Annotated in this window: 22 protein-coding genes and 1 pseudogene; 13 read left to right on the plus strand and 10 right to left on the minus strand. The window is 70.9% G+C overall.

What is annotated here, in order from left to right; all coding sequences use genetic code 11:
- Window positions 1-1,041: 1,041 nt before the first annotated feature.
- Entirely contained in the window at window positions 1,042-1,974 is a 933-nt protein-coding gene (locus ACIA8K_RS03085; protein ID WP_396054310.1) for an SMP-30/gluconolactonase/LRE family protein, read from the minus strand.
- 141 nt (window positions 1,975-2,115) lie between these two features.
- Here ACIA8K_RS03085 and ACIA8K_RS03090 point away from each other — a divergent pair, with 141 nt between their 5' ends.
- The 3 genes from ACIA8K_RS03090 to ACIA8K_RS03100 all read left to right on the plus strand — a co-directional run bounded on the left by ACIA8K_RS03090 (window position 2,116) and on the right by ACIA8K_RS03100 (window position 6,473).
- On the plus strand, window positions 2,116-4,629 hold the full coding sequence (locus tag ACIA8K_RS03090; protein ID WP_396054312.1) for an ABC transporter permease: 2,514 nt from the start codon (window positions 2,116-2,118) through the stop codon (window positions 4,627-4,629).
- Between the two features lie 516 nt (window positions 4,630-5,145).
- Window positions 5,146-5,475, plus strand: a complete 330-nt coding sequence (locus tag ACIA8K_RS03095) for a MerR family transcriptional regulator (RefSeq protein WP_396054314.1) — start codon at window positions 5,146-5,148, stop codon at window positions 5,473-5,475.
- Between the two features lie 86 nt (window positions 5,476-5,561).
- On the plus strand, window positions 5,562-6,473 hold the full coding sequence (locus ACIA8K_RS03100; RefSeq protein ID WP_396054316.1) for a cation diffusion facilitator family transporter: 912 nt from the start codon (window positions 5,562-5,564) through the stop codon (window positions 6,471-6,473).
- A 4-nt stretch (window positions 6,474-6,477) separates the two neighbouring features.
- On the opposite strand, the gene ACIA8K_RS03105 is transcribed toward ACIA8K_RS03100, so the two are convergent.
- Window positions 6,478-7,623, minus strand: coding sequence for a cellulose-binding domain-containing protein (locus ACIA8K_RS03105; RefSeq protein ID WP_396054318.1), 1,146 nt, complete (start codon window positions 7,621-7,623; stop codon window positions 6,478-6,480).
- Window positions 7,624-7,772: 149 nt separating this feature from the next.
- On the opposite strand from ACIA8K_RS03105, the gene surE reads away from it, so the two are divergent.
- The gene (gene surE / locus ACIA8K_RS03110; RefSeq protein ID WP_396054320.1) at window positions 7,773-8,573 is read left to right on the plus strand and encodes a 5'/3'-nucleotidase SurE; all 801 of its coding nucleotides are present in this window, start codon (window positions 7,773-7,775) and stop codon (window positions 8,571-8,573) included.
- Between the two features lie 26 nt (window positions 8,574-8,599).
- On the opposite strand, the pseudogene ACIA8K_RS03115 reads toward surE, so the two are convergent.
- Window positions 8,600-9,328: pseudogene (locus ACIA8K_RS03115) on the minus strand (serine/threonine-protein kinase); the annotation flags it as partial.
- Window positions 9,329-9,419: 91 nt separating this feature from the next.
- A complete protein-coding gene (locus ACIA8K_RS03120; RefSeq protein ID WP_396054322.1) occupies window positions 9,420-9,779 on the minus strand; it encodes an STAS domain-containing protein in 360 nt (119 codons plus the stop codon).
- A gap of 715 nt (window positions 9,780-10,494) precedes the next feature.
- Here ACIA8K_RS03120 and ACIA8K_RS03125 point away from each other — a divergent pair.
- The 5 genes from ACIA8K_RS03125 (at window position 10,495) to ACIA8K_RS03145 (ending at window position 12,755) form a co-directional block, all read left to right on the plus strand.
- A complete protein-coding gene (locus ACIA8K_RS03125; protein WP_396054324.1) occupies window positions 10,495-10,908 on the plus strand; it encodes a hypothetical protein in 414 nt (137 codons plus the stop codon).
- Between the two features lie 120 nt (window positions 10,909-11,028).
- Entirely contained in the window at window positions 11,029-11,295 is a 267-nt protein-coding gene (locus tag ACIA8K_RS03130) for a transcriptional regulator (RefSeq protein ID WP_396054325.1), read from the plus strand.
- Window positions 11,296-11,328: 33 nt separating this feature from the next.
- Window positions 11,329-12,135 carry an ABC transporter ATP-binding protein gene (locus ACIA8K_RS03135; protein ID WP_396054327.1) on the plus strand — a complete coding sequence of 269 codons (807 nt, stop codon included), beginning with the start codon at window positions 11,329-11,331 and terminating at the stop codon, window positions 12,133-12,135.
- Between the two features lie 54 nt (window positions 12,136-12,189).
- A complete protein-coding gene (locus tag ACIA8K_RS03140; protein ID WP_396054329.1) occupies window positions 12,190-12,489 on the plus strand; it encodes a type II toxin-antitoxin system Phd/YefM family antitoxin in 300 nt (99 codons plus the stop codon).
- A complete protein-coding gene (locus tag ACIA8K_RS03145) occupies window positions 12,486-12,755 on the plus strand; it encodes a Txe/YoeB family addiction module toxin (protein ID WP_396054331.1) in 270 nt (89 codons plus the stop codon). The genes ACIA8K_RS03140 and ACIA8K_RS03145 overlap by 4 nt, the downstream gene beginning before the upstream one ends.
- An 8-nt stretch (window positions 12,756-12,763) precedes the next feature.
- Here the strand turns inward: ACIA8K_RS03145 and ACIA8K_RS03150 are convergent, their stop codons facing one another.
- Entirely contained in the window at window positions 12,764-14,086 is a 1,323-nt protein-coding gene (locus ACIA8K_RS03150; RefSeq protein WP_396054333.1) for an MFS transporter, read from the minus strand.
- A 112-nt stretch (window positions 14,087-14,198) separates the two neighbouring features.
- Here ACIA8K_RS03150 and ACIA8K_RS03155 point away from each other — a divergent pair, with 112 nt between their 5' ends.
- Both ACIA8K_RS03155 and ACIA8K_RS03160 read left to right on the plus strand, forming a co-directional pair.
- Window positions 14,199-14,813: an allophanate hydrolase subunit 1 gene (locus ACIA8K_RS03155; protein ID WP_396054335.1), complete on the plus strand. Its 615-nt coding sequence runs from the start codon at window positions 14,199-14,201 to the stop codon at window positions 14,811-14,813.
- The gene (locus ACIA8K_RS03160; RefSeq protein ID WP_396054337.1) at window positions 14,810-15,670 is read left to right on the plus strand and encodes a biotin-dependent carboxyltransferase family protein; all 861 of its coding nucleotides are present in this window, start codon (window positions 14,810-14,812) and stop codon (window positions 15,668-15,670) included. The genes ACIA8K_RS03155 and ACIA8K_RS03160 overlap by 4 nt, the downstream gene beginning before the upstream one ends.
- Here the strand turns inward: ACIA8K_RS03160 and ACIA8K_RS03165 are convergent.
- A complete protein-coding gene (locus ACIA8K_RS03165) occupies window positions 15,648-16,541 on the minus strand; it encodes an AraC family transcriptional regulator (protein WP_396054339.1) in 894 nt (297 codons plus the stop codon). The genes ACIA8K_RS03160 and ACIA8K_RS03165 overlap by 23 nt on opposite strands.
- 89 nt (window positions 16,542-16,630) lie before the next feature.
- Here ACIA8K_RS03165 and ACIA8K_RS03170 point away from each other — a divergent pair, with 89 nt between their 5' ends.
- Entirely contained in the window at window positions 16,631-17,656 is a 1,026-nt protein-coding gene (locus tag ACIA8K_RS03170) for an acyl-CoA dehydrogenase family protein (protein WP_396054341.1), read from the plus strand.
- Here ACIA8K_RS03170 and ACIA8K_RS03175 read toward each other — a convergent pair.
- From ACIA8K_RS03175 to ACIA8K_RS03190, 4 genes are all read right to left on the minus strand, one after another.
- The gene (locus ACIA8K_RS03175; protein WP_396054343.1) at window positions 17,653-18,069 is read right to left on the minus strand and encodes a hypothetical protein; all 417 of its coding nucleotides are present in this window, start codon (window positions 18,067-18,069) and stop codon (window positions 17,653-17,655) included. The genes ACIA8K_RS03170 and ACIA8K_RS03175 overlap by 4 nt on opposite strands.
- Window positions 18,070-18,113: 44 nt before the next feature.
- Window positions 18,114-18,863, minus strand: a complete 750-nt coding sequence (locus ACIA8K_RS03180) for a TIGR03089 family protein (RefSeq protein ID WP_396054344.1) — start codon at window positions 18,861-18,863, stop codon at window positions 18,114-18,116.
- A 12-nt stretch (window positions 18,864-18,875) separates the two neighbouring features.
- A complete protein-coding gene (locus tag ACIA8K_RS03185) occupies window positions 18,876-19,571 on the minus strand; it encodes a GntR family transcriptional regulator (RefSeq protein WP_396054346.1) in 696 nt (231 codons plus the stop codon).
- Window positions 19,572-19,671: 100 nt separating this feature from the next.
- Window positions 19,672-19,863, minus strand: a complete 192-nt coding sequence (locus ACIA8K_RS03190) for a hypothetical protein (RefSeq protein ID WP_396054348.1) — start codon at window positions 19,861-19,863, stop codon at window positions 19,672-19,674.
- A 17-nt stretch (window positions 19,864-19,880) separates the two neighbouring features.
- On the opposite strand from ACIA8K_RS03190, the gene ACIA8K_RS03195 reads away from it, so the two are divergent.
- Window positions 19,881-20,543: a hypothetical protein gene (locus tag ACIA8K_RS03195; RefSeq protein ID WP_396054350.1), complete on the plus strand. Its 663-nt coding sequence runs from the start codon at window positions 19,881-19,883 to the stop codon at window positions 20,541-20,543.
- Window positions 20,544-20,562: the final 19 nt, after the last annotated feature.

A 20,562-nucleotide genomic window follows, 5' to 3' on the forward strand; every position in this document is an offset into this window, starting at 1 on the left:
TTCCAGCCCGGTCCAGCCCGGTCCAGCCCAGCCGGGCACCGCCCCGCCCGCCCCGCCTTTGATCTTGTGTCGTGTGCGAAGCACACAAAGGTGACCGCCTGGCTGCCCCGTCTGCCATCGACCCGCCCATCGGGGAGCAGATCATCGGCAGGGCCGCCACCAACGAACAGATACCAACACCGCGAAGCGCAACCAGAAACACGCGCCCACCCACGAGACCGCAGCCCGGCGCACCCACCGTGACCAGCAGACTCGCGAGGACCGATCAAGCCGCCGCCAACACCACCCAGCCTGGCGGCCCTGCCGATGATCTGCTCGGCTCTGCCCGGGTCGATGACAGACGGGGCAGACAGGCCACACGAAACCCGACCACAGACAAAGCTCTACCAGCGAAGCTGACAGTACTTTCGGTTGCCCCGGAGCCGGAGCACTCCCCCCGGAGGGCCGCCGGAGGCAAAAGAACCGCAGCCAACCCGTCCCACGTCACCAACAGACAGAATGCCGGGGCAAGCCGCGCACCGCGGCCGGCCGTCACCCGACAACATCTCGGCCGCACCGCGCCACCGCGCCCGACGCCACAAGGCTCCCGATCCCGCACCACGCCCGATCCCGCACCACGCCCGATGCCGCACGGCTCCCGACGCCACACAGCACCGACGCTGGACCTGACCGCAGACTGCCCGCAGGGGTAAGTAAGTCATAAAATTTCGGGCGCGTAGCGCCCGACACTCGCCCCGCGCCCCTCACCCCTCGCCCCTCGGATAGGCGCCAAAATCGCTCCCGCGCGCACCCTCGCGGCGGGCAAAGACCCCACTCGCGCTCCGCTTTCTTCGCCGTATCGGAGCCGGTTCCGCCGTAGTCCGGACAAGCAGGCCAGCCGATCTCATTGCCGCCGGCCGCCCGGTCCGGTACCGGCGGGCGGTGGTCGCGGCAAGAGCGGCGACCACCGCCCGCACAGGTCTTGATCTGCCCGGCCACGGCGGGGCTGGGGCCCGCGGGAGCAAGCGGGCCGGACCACCGCGTGAGTGGGAAGATCGAATTTTAGGGCTTTTGGATTGAAACGGCCGTATAGGTGGTCTCTGGGGTGGGTGGCGTGGTGAAGCGCGCGTTCGGGAGCCAGAGGCGGTTGCCGTAGGCGGCGATGGTGGCGGGGACGTCGAAGGCCGGGTCGGTGAGCCGGGTGAGTACGCGGCCGGTGGTGCCGTCGCGGGACAGGCGGACGACCGCGACCTGGTTGAGGCGGTTCTGGACCGCGTAGAGCGTGCGGCCCTCGCGCAGCAGGCCGTCGCCGTTGACGAGCGTCTCGCCGGCCAGGTCGACAGGGGTGGCGGCGCCGGTACGGGGATTCACCCGGTAGAGCACGCCGCTCGGTGAGTGGATCACGAGGAGCGCACGGCCGTCCGGGGTGAGCGTGAGGCCGTTGGTGTTGACGCTGCCGGCGGTGAACGGGATGCCGGTCAGCGCCAGCGGCGTGGTGGCAGCGGGGAGGCTGCCGCGGCGTCCGAGCGTGAGCCGGTGCAGCACCGGGTTGTAGGAGTCGGTGAACCAGGCGCCGTCGCCGGTGAGCAGCACGTCGTTGATGAACGCGGCGCTCTCGGCGAGACGGTAGGAGCGCAGGACCGTGCCGGTGCGGGCGTCGATCACGCGCGCGTCGCCGCCGGTGCCGCCGGCGGCGAAGAGCCGGTCGCGGTCGTCGAGTTTCAGGCCGAGCGACGGCGTGCCGGGGCCGCGGCTGAACACCGAGCCTTCGCCGGTACGCAGGCTGGCGCGGTAGATCGATCCGTCGACGCGGGAGCCGAAGTAGGCGTAGGGGCGGTCGCCGATCGCGATGCCCTCGGGCTGCCAGCCGGCCGGCAGGTCGAGCGTGGTGACCTGGCGGGGGCCACCGGCCTGTGCGGCGCCGGGCGCGATCCCGGCGGACGCGGCGGCCATCGGAACGACGGCGGCGATCGAGAGAACAGTGCGGCGTTGCATGATCAACTCCATCCATGGACGTCTCTGACTGGTACCGAATCATGCCTGCGCCCGGGGGTTCCCGCAGATGTTCGCCTATTTGTTGGTTCAACGTTGAGGGGACACACTTGGCGCCGTGCCGCCTGCCGATCGTGAGTCGTCGTGAGATATCCGCTGCTCCGCACCGCGCTGGCGGGCCTCCGGGCGCACTACCTCCGGCTGCTGATGACCGCTGCCGCGATCGTTGTCGGCGTGAGCTTCCTCGCCGGGTCACTTGTCTACGGCGACACCGCCCGCGCCGCGTTCTACGACGATCTGGCGAAGTCGTCGCGGAACGTGGACGTGGTGGTGCAGTCCGGCTGGAGCCTGCTTGACCGCGGCACGCTGGACCGGGTGCGTGCGGTCGACGGCGTGGCCGCGGCGGACGGCCGGGTGATCGCGAACATGGGCATGCTCGGCGCGGACGGCAAGCTGCTGATCACCAGCGGACATGTCGGATATGGAATATCAATACCTACCGTCGCGGATCTATCGCGTTTCGATGTGGCCGAGGGCCGCGTGCCGGCACGGCCGGGCGAGATAGCCGTGGAGAAGCAGACCGTGGAGCAGCAGGGCTTTCCGCTCGGCGGCACGGTGCGGCTGGTCGGCCGGGACGGCACGCCTGTAGCGTTCACCCTGGTCGGCGTGCTGGACCTGGGTGTAAACAAGCTCTTCGGCGGCTCCTCGGTCGGCGCGCTCACCGACGCCGACCTGCTGCGGATCACGAACACCGACCGCTATACGCAGGTGGTCGCGACGGCCGCCCCCGGTGTCGGCCAGGAGGAGTTGCGGTCGCGGGTGCGCGCTGAGGTCCCGGACGGCTGGACCCGGACCGGCGGCGAGCTGGCGGAGGAGCTCGCCACCGAGGCCGCCAAATACGTCGACGGCTTCCTCTCCGTGCTGATCGGTTTCGGCCTGGTCGCGCTGACCGTCTCCGGCTTCGTCATCTACAACACGTTCGCGGTGCTTGCCGCACAACGCGCCCGCGAGCTGGCGCTGTTGCGGTGCGTGGGCGCGTCCCGCCCGCAGGTGCTCGGCCTGGTGCTGATCGAGGCGTCAGTGCTCGGCGTGCTGGCGTCGCTTGGCGGCGTGCTTGCCAGCCTTGTGGTCGGCTGGGGGCTGCTGCTCTCGCGCGAGCTGGTCGCCACCTCGATCCCGGAGCACGCGCTCGTGCTGCGCTTGCCGACAGTGCTGGTCGCGGTGGGCTTCGGCACCGCGCTGACGCTGCTGGGGGCGCTGGTGCCGGCCGTGGCCGCGAGCCGGGTGCCCCCGCTGACCGCGTTGCGCGACGCCGGCACGTACGAGCACCCTTCCACCGGACAGCGGCCGAGAGTCGTCGCCTGCGCCTCACTGACCGGGCTCGGGCTGCTCATCCTGGTCGGCGGGCTGGGGCTGGAGTTCGCCGGGCTGCCGCTGGTGCTCGGCGGCGCGATGCTGATGTTCCTGGGAATGACAGTGGGCGCGCCGCTGGTGATCGGGCGGGTGATCCGCGCGGTGGGCTGGCTGCCGTCCCGGGTGTTCGGGCTGCCGATGCGGCTGGCCACGCTCAACGCGTACCGCAACCCGCGCCGGGTCGCCGCCACCACCACCGCGCTGATGATCGGCGTGACGCTGATGTCGCTGTTCAGCGTGCTGCTGGCCACCGCCCGCGACCAGACCGGGCGGGAGCTCGCCGAGAACTTCCCTGTCGACTTCGTGCTGACGCCGAAGCGGGTGAACATCGACGGGCCGGTGACCGCGGCGGACGGCGTGCCGCAGACCGCGATCGACGCGCTGACCGCTCGGCCGGAGCTGGCCGTGGTGGCGCCGGTCCGGCTGGCCTCGCGCGAGACAGACCCGCGCTTCTTCGGCGACGCCGCGGTATGGGCCACGTCCGGTGCGGTCCGGCCCGAGGTGATGGACGGCGATCTCGGCGCGCTGACGATCGGGACCGCTGCCGTGCGGCGTGACTACGGCGCCGCGCTCGGCGACCGGATCACGCTGCCCCGGGGCGGCACTGTCACTGTCGTCGCGCTCTACGACGACGCGCCGCTTGACGCGCAGATCATGCTCTCCTGGGACGGGTTCGCCGCGGCGTACGGCACCGGGCAGCCGAACCGCGTGCTTATCGACGTGGCGGCCGGCACCTCGACCGCGACCGCGCGCCAGGCCGTCGACGCCGCGCTGGCCGGATATCCGCTGATCCAGGTGGAGAGCGCGGCGGACCAGGCGGAGTCGCTGTCCGCCTCGCTTGACGAACTGCTGGCCATCTTCGCCGCGCTGCTCGGCATGTCGGTGCTTATCGCGCTGTTCGGGATCAGCAACACACTCTCGCTCTCCGTCTTCGAACGCACCCGCGAGTCCGCCACGCTTCGCGCGCTCGGGCTGACCCGCGCCCAGCTGCGCGCCACGCTGCTCAGCGAGGCCGCGTTGATGGCGCTGGTCGGCGCGCTGGCCGGCATCGTGTTCGGCGCGGCGACCGGGTGGGCGGCATCGCTCGGGCTGATCAGCGCGTACGGGCACGGCCTGCCGGTGCTGCCGGTCGGTCAGCTTGCCCTCTTCGCGCTGATCGCGGCCGGGTCAGCGCTGGTGGCGGCCGTGCTTCCGGCGCGGCGGGCGGCCCGGGCGTCAGTGGTCTCCGCTCTTACCGACAGCTGAACTGTTGACCGTTGCACTAAAAAATCTCTAGTGCCGGGTCTAGATTTTTGCTCGTGACGGATCTAGGCTTCAGGGAGAAAGCCCGCTCGCAATGACCGAGAGCATGGCGATCGGGCACGAGGCGCCGGTGTCGCCTCCGCACCGCCGAGAGGCGTGAGCGTTCAGGTGCCCCGGCTCTGCAAGCCGAGTTGGTAAGGAGGGCGACGACATATCTCAGGTATCTGAAGCAATCCCGTCCCCAACCGACGAAGGGGTGGTCGCCACGAGCGCTGCCTTGGCCGATTTCGGTCGGCTCACGAGATTTGGGTAGTTTTCCGTCGCCGGGCCGCGAGCCCTCCCGCCACAGGGAATGCTCCGCGAGCACGATCACCCGGCAGATCGGATTGTTTCGCGCGGCGCCGTTCGTCATCGTGGACTCGTTCCCGGCAGCGGACGACGATCGAGTAGAAACGTGTCTGCCCCGGGCCCCGGGACGCTGAGCGTCCCGGGGCTCTTACGCGCGAAAGGCCCTCGCAGGTGGCAACCCTCTCCAGCCACGTCCACGACGAGAACTACCCCGCCTACACCATCGGCACGGCCGCGGACCTTGTCGGTTCCACCCCGGCGTTCCTGCGGGCACTCGACGACGCGGGGCTGGTCACCCCGCAGCGCTCGGCCGGCGGTCACCGCCGCTACTCCCGCCATCAGCTGGATCTGGCCGCCCGCGCCCGCGAACTTCTCGACGAGGGCCTCCCACTCACCGCGGCCTGCCGGATAGTCAGGCTTGAGGACGAGCTGGCCGACGTCCGCCGCCAGCTCGCCGAGCTCCGCGCCACCATCCCGCCGCCGCGCGCGCCGCTGGACTGACAGCGATTCCCAGTGCCATGTTTGCATACATAGCAATACGAGCATATATTGCGTGCGTGAGGACGGCACGACGGAAGGTGTAGCTCGTGGGGGCAGGACACGACCACGGACACGCGCTGGCCGACGCCGGGCAGAAGCACCGCGGGCGGCTGTGGGCGGCCGTCGCGCTGCTCGCCGGATTCCTGGTTGTCGAGGCGGTCGCGGCGATGCTCAGCGGCTCGCTCGCGCTGCTGTCCGACGCCGGGCACATGTTCACCGACGTGCTCGGGATCGGCATGGCGCTGGCCGCGATGACCGCGGCGGCCAAGGCGGCCGGCGGTGACCAGCACACGTTCGGGCTGTACCGGCTGGAGGTGCTTGCCGCGCTCGCCAACGCGCTGCTGCTCACCGGCGTCGCGGTCTACGTGCTGATCGAGGCGGTCCTCCGGCTCGGCACACCGCACGAGGTCGCCACCGGGCCGATGCTGATCGTCGCGATCGGCGGCCTGCTGGTCAACCTGGTCGCGTTCGCGCTGCTGCGGTCCGGCGCCAAGGAGAGCATCAACGTGCGCGGCGCGTACCTGGAGGTGCTCGGCGACCTGTTCTCCTCGGTCGGCGTGATCGTGGCCGCGCTGATCATCATGGCCACCGGCTGGTGGTACGCGGACCCGCTTGTCGCGGTCGTGGTGGCGGTGCTGATCGTGCCGCGCACCTGGAAACTGGGCATGGCCGCGCTCCGCATCCTGGTCCAGGCCGCGCCCGCACATCTGGACGTGGCCGCGGTCCGGACCCGGCTGGCCGAGGTCCCCGGCGTGTGCGACGTGCACGACCTGCACGTCTGGACGCTCACCTCGGGCATGGACGTGGCCAGCGCCCACCTGCGCCTGGAGCCGGCCGCGGAGGCGACGACGGTGCTGACCAGCGCGCGTGAGGCGCTGCACCACGACTTCCACATCGACCACGCCACGCTCCAGCTGGAGCCGCAGACTCCGACGCCCTGCGGCCCCAGCTCCTGGTAGTCGGTTAACAGCCGATCCGGGACGCGCCGAGCGCCACGTCGTCGTACCAGAGCGTGTCGGCGCCGTCGCCGTAGCCCTCCCAGCCGAGGCGGAAGTCGGTAAGTGCCGGCCGCCACGTCTTGGTCAGCCACTGCCGGTCCACGTCCGGCGTGGGCACGCCGTCCACCCGCAGGCCGGTCACCTCGGCGCCGTCGACCCAGGTCTGCAGCTGGCCCGCACCGTCGACGCGGAACTCCACGCAGGTCCAGGCGTTGAGCGGCAGCGGGCGGCTGAGTGCCACCCCGGCCGGGCTCTGCTCGGGCAGCGTGGCGTCGTCTGACTGCCGGTTCCACTGCAGCGCCGCGTTCTGGCCGCCCATCCGCAGGTCGGTGTTGCCGTCGTTCGTGTCGCGCATGGCCAGGAACGTGACGTGCGCGGCCGGGAGCGCGGTGGTGTGCCGGACGTAGAAGCGGCCGAAGCTGAAGGCCCCGGGCACGGTACGGATGAAGACGTGGTTGCAGTAGCCGGCCGCGCCGGTGACCTTGATCGACCGGGTGCCGCTGTGGGCCGCCGACGAATCCACCGTCGCGGTGCCCAGCCCCGAGCAGTCCTGGGACGAGACGGCCCAGGCGCCGGCGGGCGCGGTGCCGGTCTGCGACTCGAAGTCGTCACAGAGCACGGTCCCTGTGCCGCATCCGGTGCCGGGAGACGGCGTCGGAGTGGGAGTCGGCGTCGGCGTCGGCGAGGGCGGTGTGGTGGGCGTCGCGCCCCCGTTGCAGGGAACGCCGTTGAGCGTGAACCCGGTCGGCGCCCCGTTGCCGGACACGAACGTGCCCTGCACCCCGAACTCGGCCGCCCCGTTCGCCGGAATGCTGCCGTTCCAGGCGAGGTTGGTCGCGGTGACCGCGGTACCGGTCTGCGTGACCTGGGCGTTCCACGCGCTGGTGATCCTCGAGTCGCCCGGGTACGCCCAGGTGACGGTCCACCCGGTGACCGCGGCCGATCCCGGGCTGACCCGGACGTTTGCGGTGAATCCGCCGGACCACTGGTTGACGGTGTAGTCGACGGCGCACCCCGCGGCGGCCTGTGCCACCGGAGCGAGCGCCCAGCCCGCCCCGATCGCGACCAGAGCCGCGACGAGACCGGCGAGGAGATGACGTGCTGAAGCCAAGGAAGGATCCTTCCGGATGGCCGGCCGTGGACACGGCGGGCCGAAGCTGACGAGGACGGCTGCCCGGCTCCCAAATCCATCGACAGTCATCATTGTAACCCAGGCGTGGGGAACAGCATGCCGGCCTACTCCCGGCGACAATTGAACCCATGCGGATTCTCATCACGAACGACGACGGGATCAACGCCCTCGGGCTCCGGGCGCTGGCCAGGGCCGCGGTGAAGGCGGGCCACGAGGTGGTGGTGGCCGCGCCGCGCACGGAGCACAGCGGGTTCAGCGCCGCGATGATCGCCACCCCGGACGAGAACGGCCAGATCGTGGTCGAACCGCACGAGTTCGACGGACTGCCGGAGGTGAAGGCCTACGGCGTCGCCGCCTCCCCCGCGTTCATCGTGGTCCTGGCGCTGCGGGACGCGTTCGGCGCCCCGCCGGACGTGGTGCTCTCCGGGCCGAACCGGGGCGCGAACGCCGGGCATGCGGTGGTCCACTCCGGCACCGTCGGTGCGGCGCTCACCGCGGCGGCCGGCGGCGTGAGCGCGATCGCGGTCTCGCTTGACGTGATCTCGCCGCAGGCCGGCCGCCGCTCGCTGCGGGCGCTGAGCGACACCGGTGATGCGGCGCGCAACTGGGACGTCGCCTCCGACGCCGCGGTCGGCCTGCTGGACACGCTCGCCGGTCTACCGGCCGGCACGGTCCTGAACCTCAACGTCCCGGACGTGAAGAGCGAGGACCTCAAGGGGGTACGCCGTGCCGCACCCGCCGGTTTCGGCCAGGTGACTGTCACGCTCGACGAGGCCGGCGAGGGCTACCTGCGGACCCGGATGCGGATCAGCGACGAACGCGGCGAACCCGGCACCGACCTGGCGCTGCTTGCCGACGGCTGGGCCACCGTCACGCCGCTCACCTCCGTGGACGACGACCGCGCGGTGGAGCTGCCCGAGCTCTCGTAACCGCGCCAGAGCGCACCGGCCAGCTCGTCAGCGGTGGGCCGTTCCGCAGGCCGTTTGCGCATGCTCCACCGGCAGGCCTCCGCGACCGAGGACGGCAGCCCGTCGATCGGCAGCACCGGCGTGGGCGCGAGCCCGTGCATCGGCCCGGCGAGGAGCGCGCCGGACCGGGCCCCCGGGTACGGCGACCGGCCGGTGAGAAGCTGGTAGAGCAGCACCCCGGCCGCGTAGACGTCGTCGGCCGGGGACGGTGGCGGGCCGAGCCGGGTCGGCCGCCGCCCCTCCGGCTCGATCAGCGCGGCCAGCCCGAAGTCGACGATCTTGATGCCCTGCGAGGTGAGCATGACGTTCGACGGGTTGAGGTCGCGGTGCACGACGCCGCGACGATGGGCGGCCGCGAGCACGCCGGTGACCGTGGCGGAGATCCGGACCGCCTCGCGCCAGGGCAGCGCGCCGCCGGCCACCCTGCCGGCCAGCGTGACGCCTGTGAGCAGCTCCATCGCCACGTACGGCATGGTGCGGCCGTCGGCCACCGCATCGCCGTAGTCGTAGACGCGTGGCACGCCGGGATGGACGAGCCGCGCGGTGATCCGCGCTTCGAGGCGCACGCGCTCGCGGACCCAGGGGTCGCCGGAGCCGAGCACCTTTACCGCGGCCGGACGCCCGTGCAGCGTGTCGATCGCGTGGTAGACCGTGGACACGCCACCCCACGCGACGGGGCCGATCAACACGTACCGGCGGGCGAGTGCGGTGCCCATCCGCAGGGTTCGCCCGGCGCTGGGAGCCAGCTGGGAGGAGGCCACGGATGGACTCTCCCGCAGCGGGTCGCGCCGGGCAAGACCTGCGGTGTCAGGCTCCCGCGGGAGCTTCCGGCACGGCGTCCGCGAAGTAGGGCTCCGGGGCGCCGAACAGGCCGAGCAGCCCGGTCACCCAGAGCTGACGGTGGACGAACCGGCTGGGTTCCGTCACCGCCAGTTTGCAGCCGCTCACCTCGGAGGCTTGAAAGCCGGAGACGAGCGCGCTGATGCCGACCGAGTCGATGAAGCTGACCAGTCGCATGTTCAACTCGATGCGGGACGGGCGTCCCTTGGTCAGCACCGCTGAGACCGCTTCGCGGATCTCATGGGCTGTGTCAACATCGATTTCTCCGCGCGGAGCGATCTCGACGACATCATTGGGGAGCATGGTCGTGATGATCGACAGGCTCACGCGAGCACCTCCACCCAACACTGTGCTTCAACAGGGGTCTCATCAGACAGGTGCCGCTTCCGGCAGATGCCTCTTCAGTGCGCGGGCCGCGACCGAGCGTATTCCGCCGCGAAGCCCGGTCGCTAGTCCTTCGACGCATGGCATTTTCACGGATGTGCAGCGTGAACCCCCGGCGCCACATCAGAAAAAACGCCCAAAGTGCAGGTAAAGCGGCCTAATGTCGCGGACACGACCCCGTCCCGGCCCGCGACCCGCATCACCATAGCGACAGCGAACCAAGTTCGCCTGTGTAGAAGCTGAGTGGCGAATCGGAAACGAGGTCTCCATGTGACTGACGGTGACAGAGGTTAGCAAGGGACACCTGGTGTCCACCGCCCCATTTCACACGCGCTGCGAATAGTTCCGGCGACCGTGCTGTCACTCGATCGAGGTCTGGAATCCGCCGCGGGGGGACCCGATCGGGGTACCACCCACGCGGCGGTGCTCGGCGCCAAGGGTCCGGCAGCCGAAACCAACGGGAAACATAACCCGCTCTGCTCCGGCGTCCGCATCCGACCTGCGCATACGTGACGCCGCACACGGCCGGTGTCAATCCGCGCAGACTGGTTTGCCCAGGCCGGTCACCGGGCACCAACCTCGCAGGGCTCACGCGAACGAGTTGCACGGGCGCCGCTTCTTCTGGTGGCCGGCACGCACCTGGAGGAGGTAGAGCTACATGGGAATCAACCTGCTTAACCGAAAGACCAGGACCGAGAGGGCGACCCAGCAGGCCTGGGATTACCTGAAGCACACGGTCGAGTCGGCCGGGGACCTGGCCGGCAGCACCCGCAGCACGGTCAGCTCCGCACGGAGCACCGTCAGCTCCGCCGCCGGCACGCTCGGCGCGGCCGGCAGCGAGGCCAAGTTCCGCGCCAACGCCGCCCTCGACGCGCTTGCCGGTCGCCGCCCGTCCATGCCCTGGACGTGGATCGCGGGCGCGGCCGTGATCGGCGCCGTGGCCGGCTTCGCGGTGACAGTCGCCGCGCGCCGGACACTCGCCGAGCGCCCGGCCGACGACGAGATCGCCGAGGCCGACGAGGTCGTGGCGATCTACACCGGCGACCGGACCCCGGTCGGCCTGAACGACTGACGCACACGATGCGGAAGGGGACGCCACGGCGTCCCCTTTCTCATGCCCGGAGAAACTCCAGCTGCCACCCGTACCCCCGACGGCTTCTGATCGTGATTTCGGGCCGATACGGTGTGGACCATGGCGCGGCAGCAGTCCCCAGAGGAGATCGTCCAGACCCGGCAGGTGTCGGCCGGCGCGGTACTTGAGGGACGCGCGGACCTGCGCGACTACCACTACAAGCACCTGGCGCTGCTCTCCGACGGGTCGGTGGAGCCGGAGCGGCTGGCCCGGCTGATGGCCGCCGTGGAACACCTCGACGCCTACGGCTGGGAGCTGGTCACCCTGTCGCCGTCGACCGACGCACGGCGGCTGATCGCTGTCCTCCGGCGGCGCTTGTTAGGCTAGCCTCACCTGAGTCTGTAGTGAGGGGTAGGCACCGTGAGCAGGCTTCGCGCCGATGGGCTGACGCTGGCGTATGACGCCCGCACGGTGGCCACCGGCCTCAGCGTCGAGATTCCGGACAATTCGTTCACCGTGATCGTCGGGCCGAACGCGTGCGGCAAGTCCACGCTGCTCCGCGCGCTGTCCCGGATGCTCAAGCCGCGCACCGGCACCGTGCTGCTCGACGGCAAGGGCATCGGGTCGTACCCGGCGAAGGAGGTCGCCCGCCGCCTCGGCCTGCTCCCCCAGACCTCGATCGCGCCGGACGGCATCACTGTCGCGGACCTGGTCGGCCGCGGCCGCTTCCCGCACCAGCGCCTGCTCCGGCAGTGGTCCCGCGAGGACGAACGGGTGGTCGACGAGGCGATGGCCGCAACAGGCGTGTCCGAACTGTCCGGCCGGGTCGTCGACGAACTCTCCGGCGGGCAGCGGCAGCGGGTGTGGCTGGCGATGGCGCTGGCCCAGCAGACCGACATCCTGCTGCTTGACGAGCCGACCACGTTCCTTGACATCACGCACCAGATCGAGGTGCTCGACCTCTGCGCCGACCTGCAGGAGGCCGGCCGCACCATGGTCGCGGTGCTGCACGACCTCAATCAGGCCTGCCGGTACGCCACCCACCTGATCGCCATGCGCGACGGCGCCATCGTGGCCCAGGGCGCCCCCGCCGACATCATCACGGCCGAGCTGGTCCGCGACGTCTTCGGCCTCCAGTGCCGCGTTGTCCCCGACCCCGAGTCCGGCACCCCGCTCGTCGTCCCGGCCGCGCGCCGCCGCTCCGCCCCGGTCACAGTCGCCGCCTGACGCCTGATCGCGATTCACCTTGACGGGGCCACGCACGTACAGAATCCTGTACTCATGCGCATTTTCAACTATACGGAGGCCAGGGCCAACCTCGCCGAGGTGCTGAACAGCATCGAGAAGGATGCCGACGCGGTCACGATCACCCGCGCCGGGCATGATCCGGTCGTCGTCATCTCCCAGCGGCTGTACGAGTCGTTCATCGAGACCGAGCACGTGCTCGGCAATCGGCACCAGGCTCGCGAGTTGTTCGACCGGATCGACGACATCGAGGCCGGACGCACGGTGCAGCACAGCCTGGAAGAGATGTACGACATCACCGAGGAGCCCGCCCACCCGTCCGGCGCGGCCGCGTGAGCAAGCTGATCGCCTGGCAACACTCCGCCTGGGCGGACTACGTGTTGTGGCAGACCCGCGACAAGCGGATCGCACGGCGCATCAACCAACTCGTCGAGGATGTGTTCCGCAACGGCCACGAGGGCATCGGTAAGCCCGAAGGATTGCGCGGACCACTGGCCGGCTGGTGGTCCCGGCGCATCGACGAGAAGCACCGGCTGGTGTACCGAATCCTCGACGACCGCATCGAGATTGCGGCCTGCCGGGACCACTACAGCGACCATTGACGACCTGATCAGGCCGCGAGCGGAGTCTTTGTGCCGGCGGCCGGATCCTCGTCGAGCGTCGGGAAGCGGGAGGTTTCCGGGGCGAAGGCGAGGGCCACCAGGGTGAGCAGCAGGGCCAGCGCGACGTAGACGGAGACGGCGAAGGCGCTGCCGGTGGTGGCGACGAGCTTGATCGCGATGATGGGGGCGAGGGCGCCGCCGAAGATGCCGGCGATCTGGTAGCCCATGGAGGCGCCGGAGTAGCGCAGGCGGGTGGAGAACAGCTCCGCGACGAACGCGGCCTGCGGGCCGTACATGGTGGCGTGGGTGGCGAGCGCGACCACCACGGTGAGCACGATGATCAGCGTGTTGCCGGTGTCCAGGAGCGGAAAGAACGCGAAGGCCCAGATCGCGGCCGCGATGGCGCCGGCGGCGTAGACCGGGCGGCGGCCGACCCGGTCGGAGAGCGCGCCGAAGTACGGGATGAGCAGCAGCTGCAGGCCGGACGCGACAAGCACGCCGGTCAGCGCGACAGTGCGCGGCAGTCCCACGGTGCCGGTGACGTAGGTCAGCACGTAGAGGCTGAACGTGTAGAACGCGACGTCGGTGCCGATCCGGGCGGCCATCGCGACGAGCAGACCTCGCGGGTGGAGCCGGAGCACCTCGATCAGCGGGAGTTTCGCCTTCGCGCCCTGCGACTCGACTGCCGCAAACGCCGGCGACTCCGAGACCGAGACGCGGATCCAGAGGCCCACAAGCACAAGCAGGCCAGACAGAAGGAACGGAATGCGCCATCCCCAGTCGAGAAAGGCGCCCTCCGAGAGGGTGGCGGAGAGGATCCAGAGCACGCCTGACGCGAGCAGGTTGCCGGCCGGCACGCCGACCTGCGGCCAGGACGCGGAGAGGCCGCGCCGCGCCGGGTCGCCGTGCTCAAGCGACATCACGACCGCGCCGCCCCACTCGCCGCCGAGGCCGAGGCCCTGCAGGAATCGCAGGGACACCAGGAGGACTGGGGCGCCGACGCCGAGGGTGGCGTGGGTCGGCAGCAGGCCGATGAGAAACGTGGCACCGCCCATCAGGATCAGCGTCACCACAAGCACGCCCTTGCGGCCGGCCCGGTCGCCGAAATGGCCGAAGACGATGCCGCCGAGCGGGCGGGCGACGAAGCCCACCGCATAGGTGGCGAACGCCAGCAGCGTCCCGGTGAGCGGCTCGAACGTGGGGAAGAACAGCTTGCCGAAGACCAGGGCCGCGGCCGAGGCGTAGAGGAAGAAGTCGTACCACTCGAGTGAGGTGCCGACGAGGCTGGCGATGATGACGCGGCGGGATTCCTTCGGATTGCGGGTGGTCATGTCGGGCTCCTGTGTGAGTTCCGATGTGCCGTATGCCACACTGTAGAAATCGTAGAACGATCCTGCAATCCTTCAATATGAAGATGGTGTAAACGACAAAGGGGCGACCACCATGCACGTTCGCCGGGCCGGACCGTCGGCAATCCTGATCGAACTTGCCGGCACCGAAGCCGTGTTCGCCGCATATGAGCTGCTCACGGCCGCGCGGGAGCGGGGCGAGCTGACCGCGGAGGAGATCATCCCGGCCGCGCGCACAGTGCTGCTCGACGGCGTGCCGGACCCGGACCTGGTGTTCCGCCTGCTCCCGGCCGGCGACAAGCTCCCGCCCGCGCCTGCCGAGGAGCCGAAGACCATCATGATCAGCACGCGGTACGACGGCGAGGACCTGGACGACGTGGCACGGCTCTGGGACACCGACCGAGCCGGAGTGGTGGCGATCCACACCGGCACCGAATTCCGCGTGGCGTTCTGCGGGTTCGCGCCCGGCTTCGCCTACCTGACCGGGCTCGGGCCGCGCCATCACGTGCCGCGCCGCCCGTCGCCGCGGACCCGGGTGCCGGTCGGGACCGTGGCGCTGGCCGGGCCGTACAGCGGGGTTTACCCGACCGCGTCGCCGGGCGGGTGGCAGCTCATCGGGCGTACCCGGGAGAAGCTCTTCGATCTTGAAAAGGACGAGCCCGCTCTGCTTACACCGGGGGCGACAGTGCGCTTCGTTGAGGAAGCATGAGTCTGGAAGTCATTCGGGCCGGCGTCAGGACCACGGTGCAGGATCTCGGGCGGCCGGGCCTCGCCCACCTCGGGGTGCCGCGCTCCGGCGCGCTCGACCGCGGCGCGCTGCGGTGCGCCAACCGGCTGGCCGGCAACCCGCCGGACGCGGCCGGGCTGGAGATCACGCTCGGCGGGCTGCGGGCGCGCGCGACGCGGGCGATGACGCTCGCGGTCACCGGCGCGCCCTGCCGGATCACTGTCGGCGGGCGGGCGGCCGACCCGGGGCTGCCGCTGGCGGTCCGCGCCGGTGCGATGATCGACATCGGGCGTGCGACCGCGGGCCTGCGCGTCTACCTGGCGGCCGGCGGCGGGATCACTGTCGCGCCGGTGCTGGGCAGCCGGTCCACTGACACGCTCTCCGGGATCGGGCCACCTGTGGTCGCGGACGGTGACGCGCTGCCGGTCGGGCCGGCCACCGCGCTGCCACCCGGCGTCGACCTGTCTCTCCTCACCCCGCCGCCCACCGCGCTCGGCCTGCGCGTCTGGCCCGGCCCGCGCGACGACTGGTTCACCGCTGACGCGGCCCGCACGCTGCTGACCGCCGAATACCGGGTCTCGGCGCAGACGGACCGGGTCGGCGCGCGGCTGACCGGCCCGGCGCTGGACCGCGCGATCACGGACGAGCTGCCCAGCGAGGGTCTGGTGCTCGGCGCGATCCAGGTACCGGCGGACGGTCAGCCGCTGATCTTCCTGGCCGACCACCCGACGACCGGCGGCTACCCGGTGATCGCGGTGGTGGACCCGGCCGACGTGGACCTGCTCGCTCAGGCGCGGCCGGGCACAAGCATTCGGTTCAACTCAGCAGCGGCTCGGTGAGCTGACGGAACCGGCCCGGTGAGATGCCGAACTCGCGGCGGAACGCACCCGCGAACGCGAACTCGGTGGCGTATCCGACCCGGCGGGCGATCGCGGCAAGCGGCGCGTCCGTCTCGCGCAGCAGCTGGGCGCCCCGGTGCAGGCGCCGGCCGATCAGGTAGGTCATCGGCGGCGTGCCGACCATCGAGGTGAATCGCCTGGTGAACGCGGTCCGCGACATCCCGGCCGTGCGGCTGAGCCGGTCCACTGTCCACGGCGACTGCGGGCTGTCGTGGATCTCCCGCAGCGCGGCCGCGATCCCGGGGTCGGCGAGCGCGTCCCAGGCCGGCGCGCCGGTGCCCTGCCGTGCCTGCCAGAGCCGCAGCGCGTGCACAAGCACCAGGTCGACGAGCGCGGGCCTGGTCACAAGCATGCCGTCCCGGGGCGCGTCCAGGTCCTCGGTGAGCAGCTCGATCAGCGCGGCCAGCCGGTGATCCGGCGAGATCAGCACCACGTCCGGCAGGGAGCGCAGGAACCGGTGGACGCTGCCGCCGCGCTCAAGCCGGTAGATGCCGCAGATCATGTCCACCGGAAGCGGGGTGGGCGGCGGATCCTGCAGGCCCATCGGCGCGGCCGGCAACGCGTCGAGCGTGCACGGCTCCGGGGCGAACCCGTGCGCGGCGCCGTGCGGGATCAACGCCATGTCGCCGGGGCGCATGGCGATCGGCGCCTCCGACCCGGAAATCAGCCAGCCCTGGCCGCGCAGCATCACGTGGAAGCCGACGCCGTCGCAGGCGTCGAACCGGCCCGCGAACACGGCCGGCACCTGGGCACGGCGCCCGTAGACCTGACCGATGCGCAGATCGTCGATGGCCTCGCTTATCACGTCCACCCGGCGAATGGTATCCGGCGCACAGACGCGTATCGCCGGGGTCCGCTCGCGCATGGCCGCGGCGTACCCCCGCTGATTGGCTGTTGATCGTGAGTACAGAGCTTTTCGCCGCGCAGGCGGCAGACGGTGAGACACGGGACCGGCTGACACCGGAGACGATCGAGGCACTGCGTGCGGCAGGTGACTTCGCGCTGGCCGTGCCGGTCGCGCACGGCGGCCGGGGCGCAAGCGCGGAGACAATCCTGCGCCGGTTGATCGCGGTGGGCCGGGCGGACGCGTCCGCGGCCTGGGTGGTGGGCGTCGGCGTGGTGAGCAAGACGCTTGCCGGCCGGATGGCCACCGAGGCGACGCAGAAGGAACTGTTCGCCGACCCGGACGCGCTGATCTGCGGCTCCGGCCGGCCGGACTGCGGCACGAGCGACGGTGCCACCATCACCGGTGCGTGGCCTAACGTCTCCGGCTGCGAGGACGCGACCTGGGCCGGGCTGGCGGTGATGGTGGACGGCGTCCCGCACTTCGCGCACGTGCCACTTGCCGAGCTGCGGATCGACAAGACCTGGCAGGTAGCAGGCATGCGCGCGACAGGCAGTCACTCGGTTGTCGCCGAGGGCCTGGGGATTCCGGACGGGCGGCTGGTCCCGTTCCGCCCGTTCGCCCTCAACGACGTGCTGCTCTTCGGCCTGACCGCGCTCGGACCGGTGATCGGCGGGGCGCGCGGCGCGCTCGACGCGACGGTCGCCATGTTCGGCACCGGGCGCAAGCCGTTCATGACCGCCTACACCTCGATGGGCGAGTCGCCCGGCGCGCGGCACTGGCTGGCCGAGGCCACCCATCTGATCAAGCGGGCCGAACGTACCGCGTTTGCCGTGGCGCAGGCGTCTGACGGCGACGACGTGCCCGCGTCCGACCTGGCGCGCTGGCACCTGGAGGAGGCGTCCGCGGCGCGCGACTGCCGGGCCGCCGTGGACCTGTTGCTCGACCTGCACGGCGCGGGCGGTTTCGGCACGTCGAACCCGGTGCAGCGGCACTGGCGGGATGTAGCGGTGGCCAGCCGGCACCCGCACCTCAACCCGTACCTGGGGGTCGAGAACTACGGGAAGGCGCTCGTCGCCTAGGCGAGATCCCGCTCGTCGTCCGCGACCGGGCCGCCGGGCTCGCCGGACCCGTACCTGTCGAGGATCTCCAGGACCCGGCGGCCCCAGCGCTCGTGCGCGGCCTGCCGGCTGGTCCCGGCCGCCTTGGCGATCATCTCCCAGGTGACGCCCCAGCGGCGCAGGCCGAGCACGATGAGCAGCGGGTCCAGGTCGGCGGCGAGGCTGAGCCGCAGTTGGACGAGCTGGTTGGCAAGCTCCCACTCGGCGGCCTCGTCGCTGCCCTGCCACTGCTCCCAGCCGGGGTCGCCGGCGGCCTTACGGCCACCGAGCAGCGCGTCGGCCTGGCGGGAGACCTCGAGCACGGCGGCGGAGCTCACGGCGGCTGTCGCCGCGGTGAGGTCGACCGCCAGTGCCGTCTCGGTTGCATTCCTCATGCTGTCAAGGTTGCCCTGACACGGCCACGCTGTCAAGGCAGCCCTTACAGAATCCGGGTCACCCGCTCCGACTCCGCGCGCGCCGCAGTTTTCGCGGGGTCCGCGTTCGCGCAGAGCACTATCGACGCGCCCGCGGCCAGCGGCGCCAGCAGCCACTGCATCGGCTGCTCGTGCAGGCCCGCGTCGATCAGCACGCGGTCGCCGGGCTTCAGGCCCATCTCACCGGCGATGTGCCCGATGATCTCGCCCCACGCACCGAACGTGGTGCCGTCCGGCGTGGCCGGGGTGGCCGGCGACGGCAGCGCGGACGGCCGGAAAACGTCGCCGAACACGCGCACCTCCGCGTTGAAGTCCCGGTAGCCGTCCGGCACCTCACGCATCGGCATCCCGAACGGGTGCAGGCTCAGCACGAACCGCTCGTCCGCGTCCGGCACGTCCTCGAGGAAGCTGCGCTGCCGCTCATGCGAGACGAACACGACGTCCGGCTCGCCCTCCGTGTGCGCCGCCAACCCCGCGGTCGACCACGGCCGGTAGCCAACCGTCAGGCCCGCGGACCACGACGCCAACAGGATCGCCGCGGTCTGCCAGTGCGGCGGCAACAGCAGGTCCGCACGGCCGCCCGGCCCCAGGCCCAAGCCGTCCACAAGCAGGTTCGCGGTCTTCGACACCCAGTTGCCGAGCGTCACACCCGACAACTCGGTGCGCTCGCCTGTCGCGTCGTCGTAGTAGGTGAGCAGCGGGCGGGCGGGATCAGCCGCCACCGCGGCGGCGAAGATCGCCGGAACATCGGACACTGTGCTCTCCTGTCAGGCGTTGACCGCGGCATACGCCGCGAGAAGCTGTTTCTCGGCATCGTCGAAGTACCGCTGCAACGCCTCCTCGGCGCCGCGCACGTCACCGGCGGCAAGCAGGTCGTAGAGCGCACGGTTGCCCGCCACATAGGGCTCGTGCAGTTGCCTCGGATCCGCCACCACAAGGAATACCAGCCGCAGCTCGGCAAGGAGGGCGCGCACCGCATCGGCCACCCGCCGGCTCCCGGACAGATCCGCGATCGCCTGGTGGAACCGCATGTTCGCGGTGCCGACCGCGCTCCAGTCCGCGCGCGCCGCCGCCTCGTCCGCCGCCTCGATCGCGGTCTTCAGGCCCGCGACCACAGGCGGCGGCACCGCGTCGAGATTGCGCAGCGCGCCGCACTCAAGGATCCGCCGGATCGCGTACAGGTCACGGATGTCCGCGCTTGTCAGCAGCCGCACGAACACGCCGCGGTTGAGCTGGTGCTCGATCAGCCCCTCGTGCGCGAGCAGCCGGAACGCCTCGCGCAGCGTGTTGCGCGAGATGCCAAGCGCCTCGCGCAGGCTCTCCTCGCTCAATCGCGTACCGGGCCGGAACACACCCTCGGTGATCCGCTCCCGGAGGATGTCCGCCACCCGCTCCGCGGTGCTCCCGCGATCGAGCAGCGCCCGATCGCCCGCCAGCCGCGCACCCCACTCGTCGTCGGTCACGCCCAGATCGTAGAACAATCTTTGGCTTTACCCACTCACGCCGTGGTCCGGGCCGTTTGCTCCCGCGGGCTCACCGCCCGCGACGGGTCGCGTCCAGACCTCAGGAGTCCTGAATCTCCGCATGCCGTGCACGGAGACGGTCCTTGATCTCTTCGGGCGTATAGGAACGCCTGCGGCGCTCCGCCCGGGCCACGACGATGCCGGTGGCGGCCACGCCGACCACGCCCGCCACGCCGAGGATCTTCCAGAAGGGGAGTGCCTTGCCGGTCTGCCGCACCTTGGACCACTGCATCCACATAGAGTAGTTCGATGGCCGAAGGGACGAGCATCACCCTGGACGAAGCAGTCGATCTCGCTCGTACGGGTGACATGTGGGTGTTTCGCGGGCGCAGCGCGGCCGACCGCGCTATTCAGACCCTGACCAACAGCCCGGTCAACCACGTGGGGATGGCTGTGGTCCTCGACGACATGCCGCCGCTGATGTGGCATGCGGAGCTGGGACGGTCGCTTACCGACATGTGGACCGGCGCACACCAGCGCGGCGTGCAGCTGCACGACATGCGGCAGGCCGTGACCGTGTGGGGCATGCGGTACGGCCAGCGCGGCTGGCTGCGGCAGTTGGAGCCAGGTGTGACGCGCCAGATGGAGGACGCGGTGCTGAAGACGATCGCGCGGCTGGACGGCACGCCGTTCCCGTCGACGGCGCAGCTTGCCGCGCGATGGGCGAAGGGCCGCGTGCCGAACATCCGCTTCCGGAAGAGCGAGCAGCAGGAGAACGAGCTGGAGAAGGCGTACTGCGCCGAGGTGGTGGCGGTGACCTACGAGGAGATGGGCCTGCTCGCGCCGGGCAAACGGCCGAACTGGTACGACCCGGGCAGCTTCTGGTCCGGTGACGACCTGCCGCTACGACTCGGCTACAAGCTCGGGGACGAGATCGCGGTCCGCATCCCGGGCACCGACGACGAGGACTGAGACCGGGGCGCCCTTCTGC

The organism is Catenuloplanes sp. NPDC051500, assembly GCF_044454585.1.
In the GTDB taxonomy this organism is placed as follows: domain Bacteria; phylum Actinomycetota; class Actinomycetes; order Mycobacteriales; family Micromonosporaceae; genus Catenuloplanes.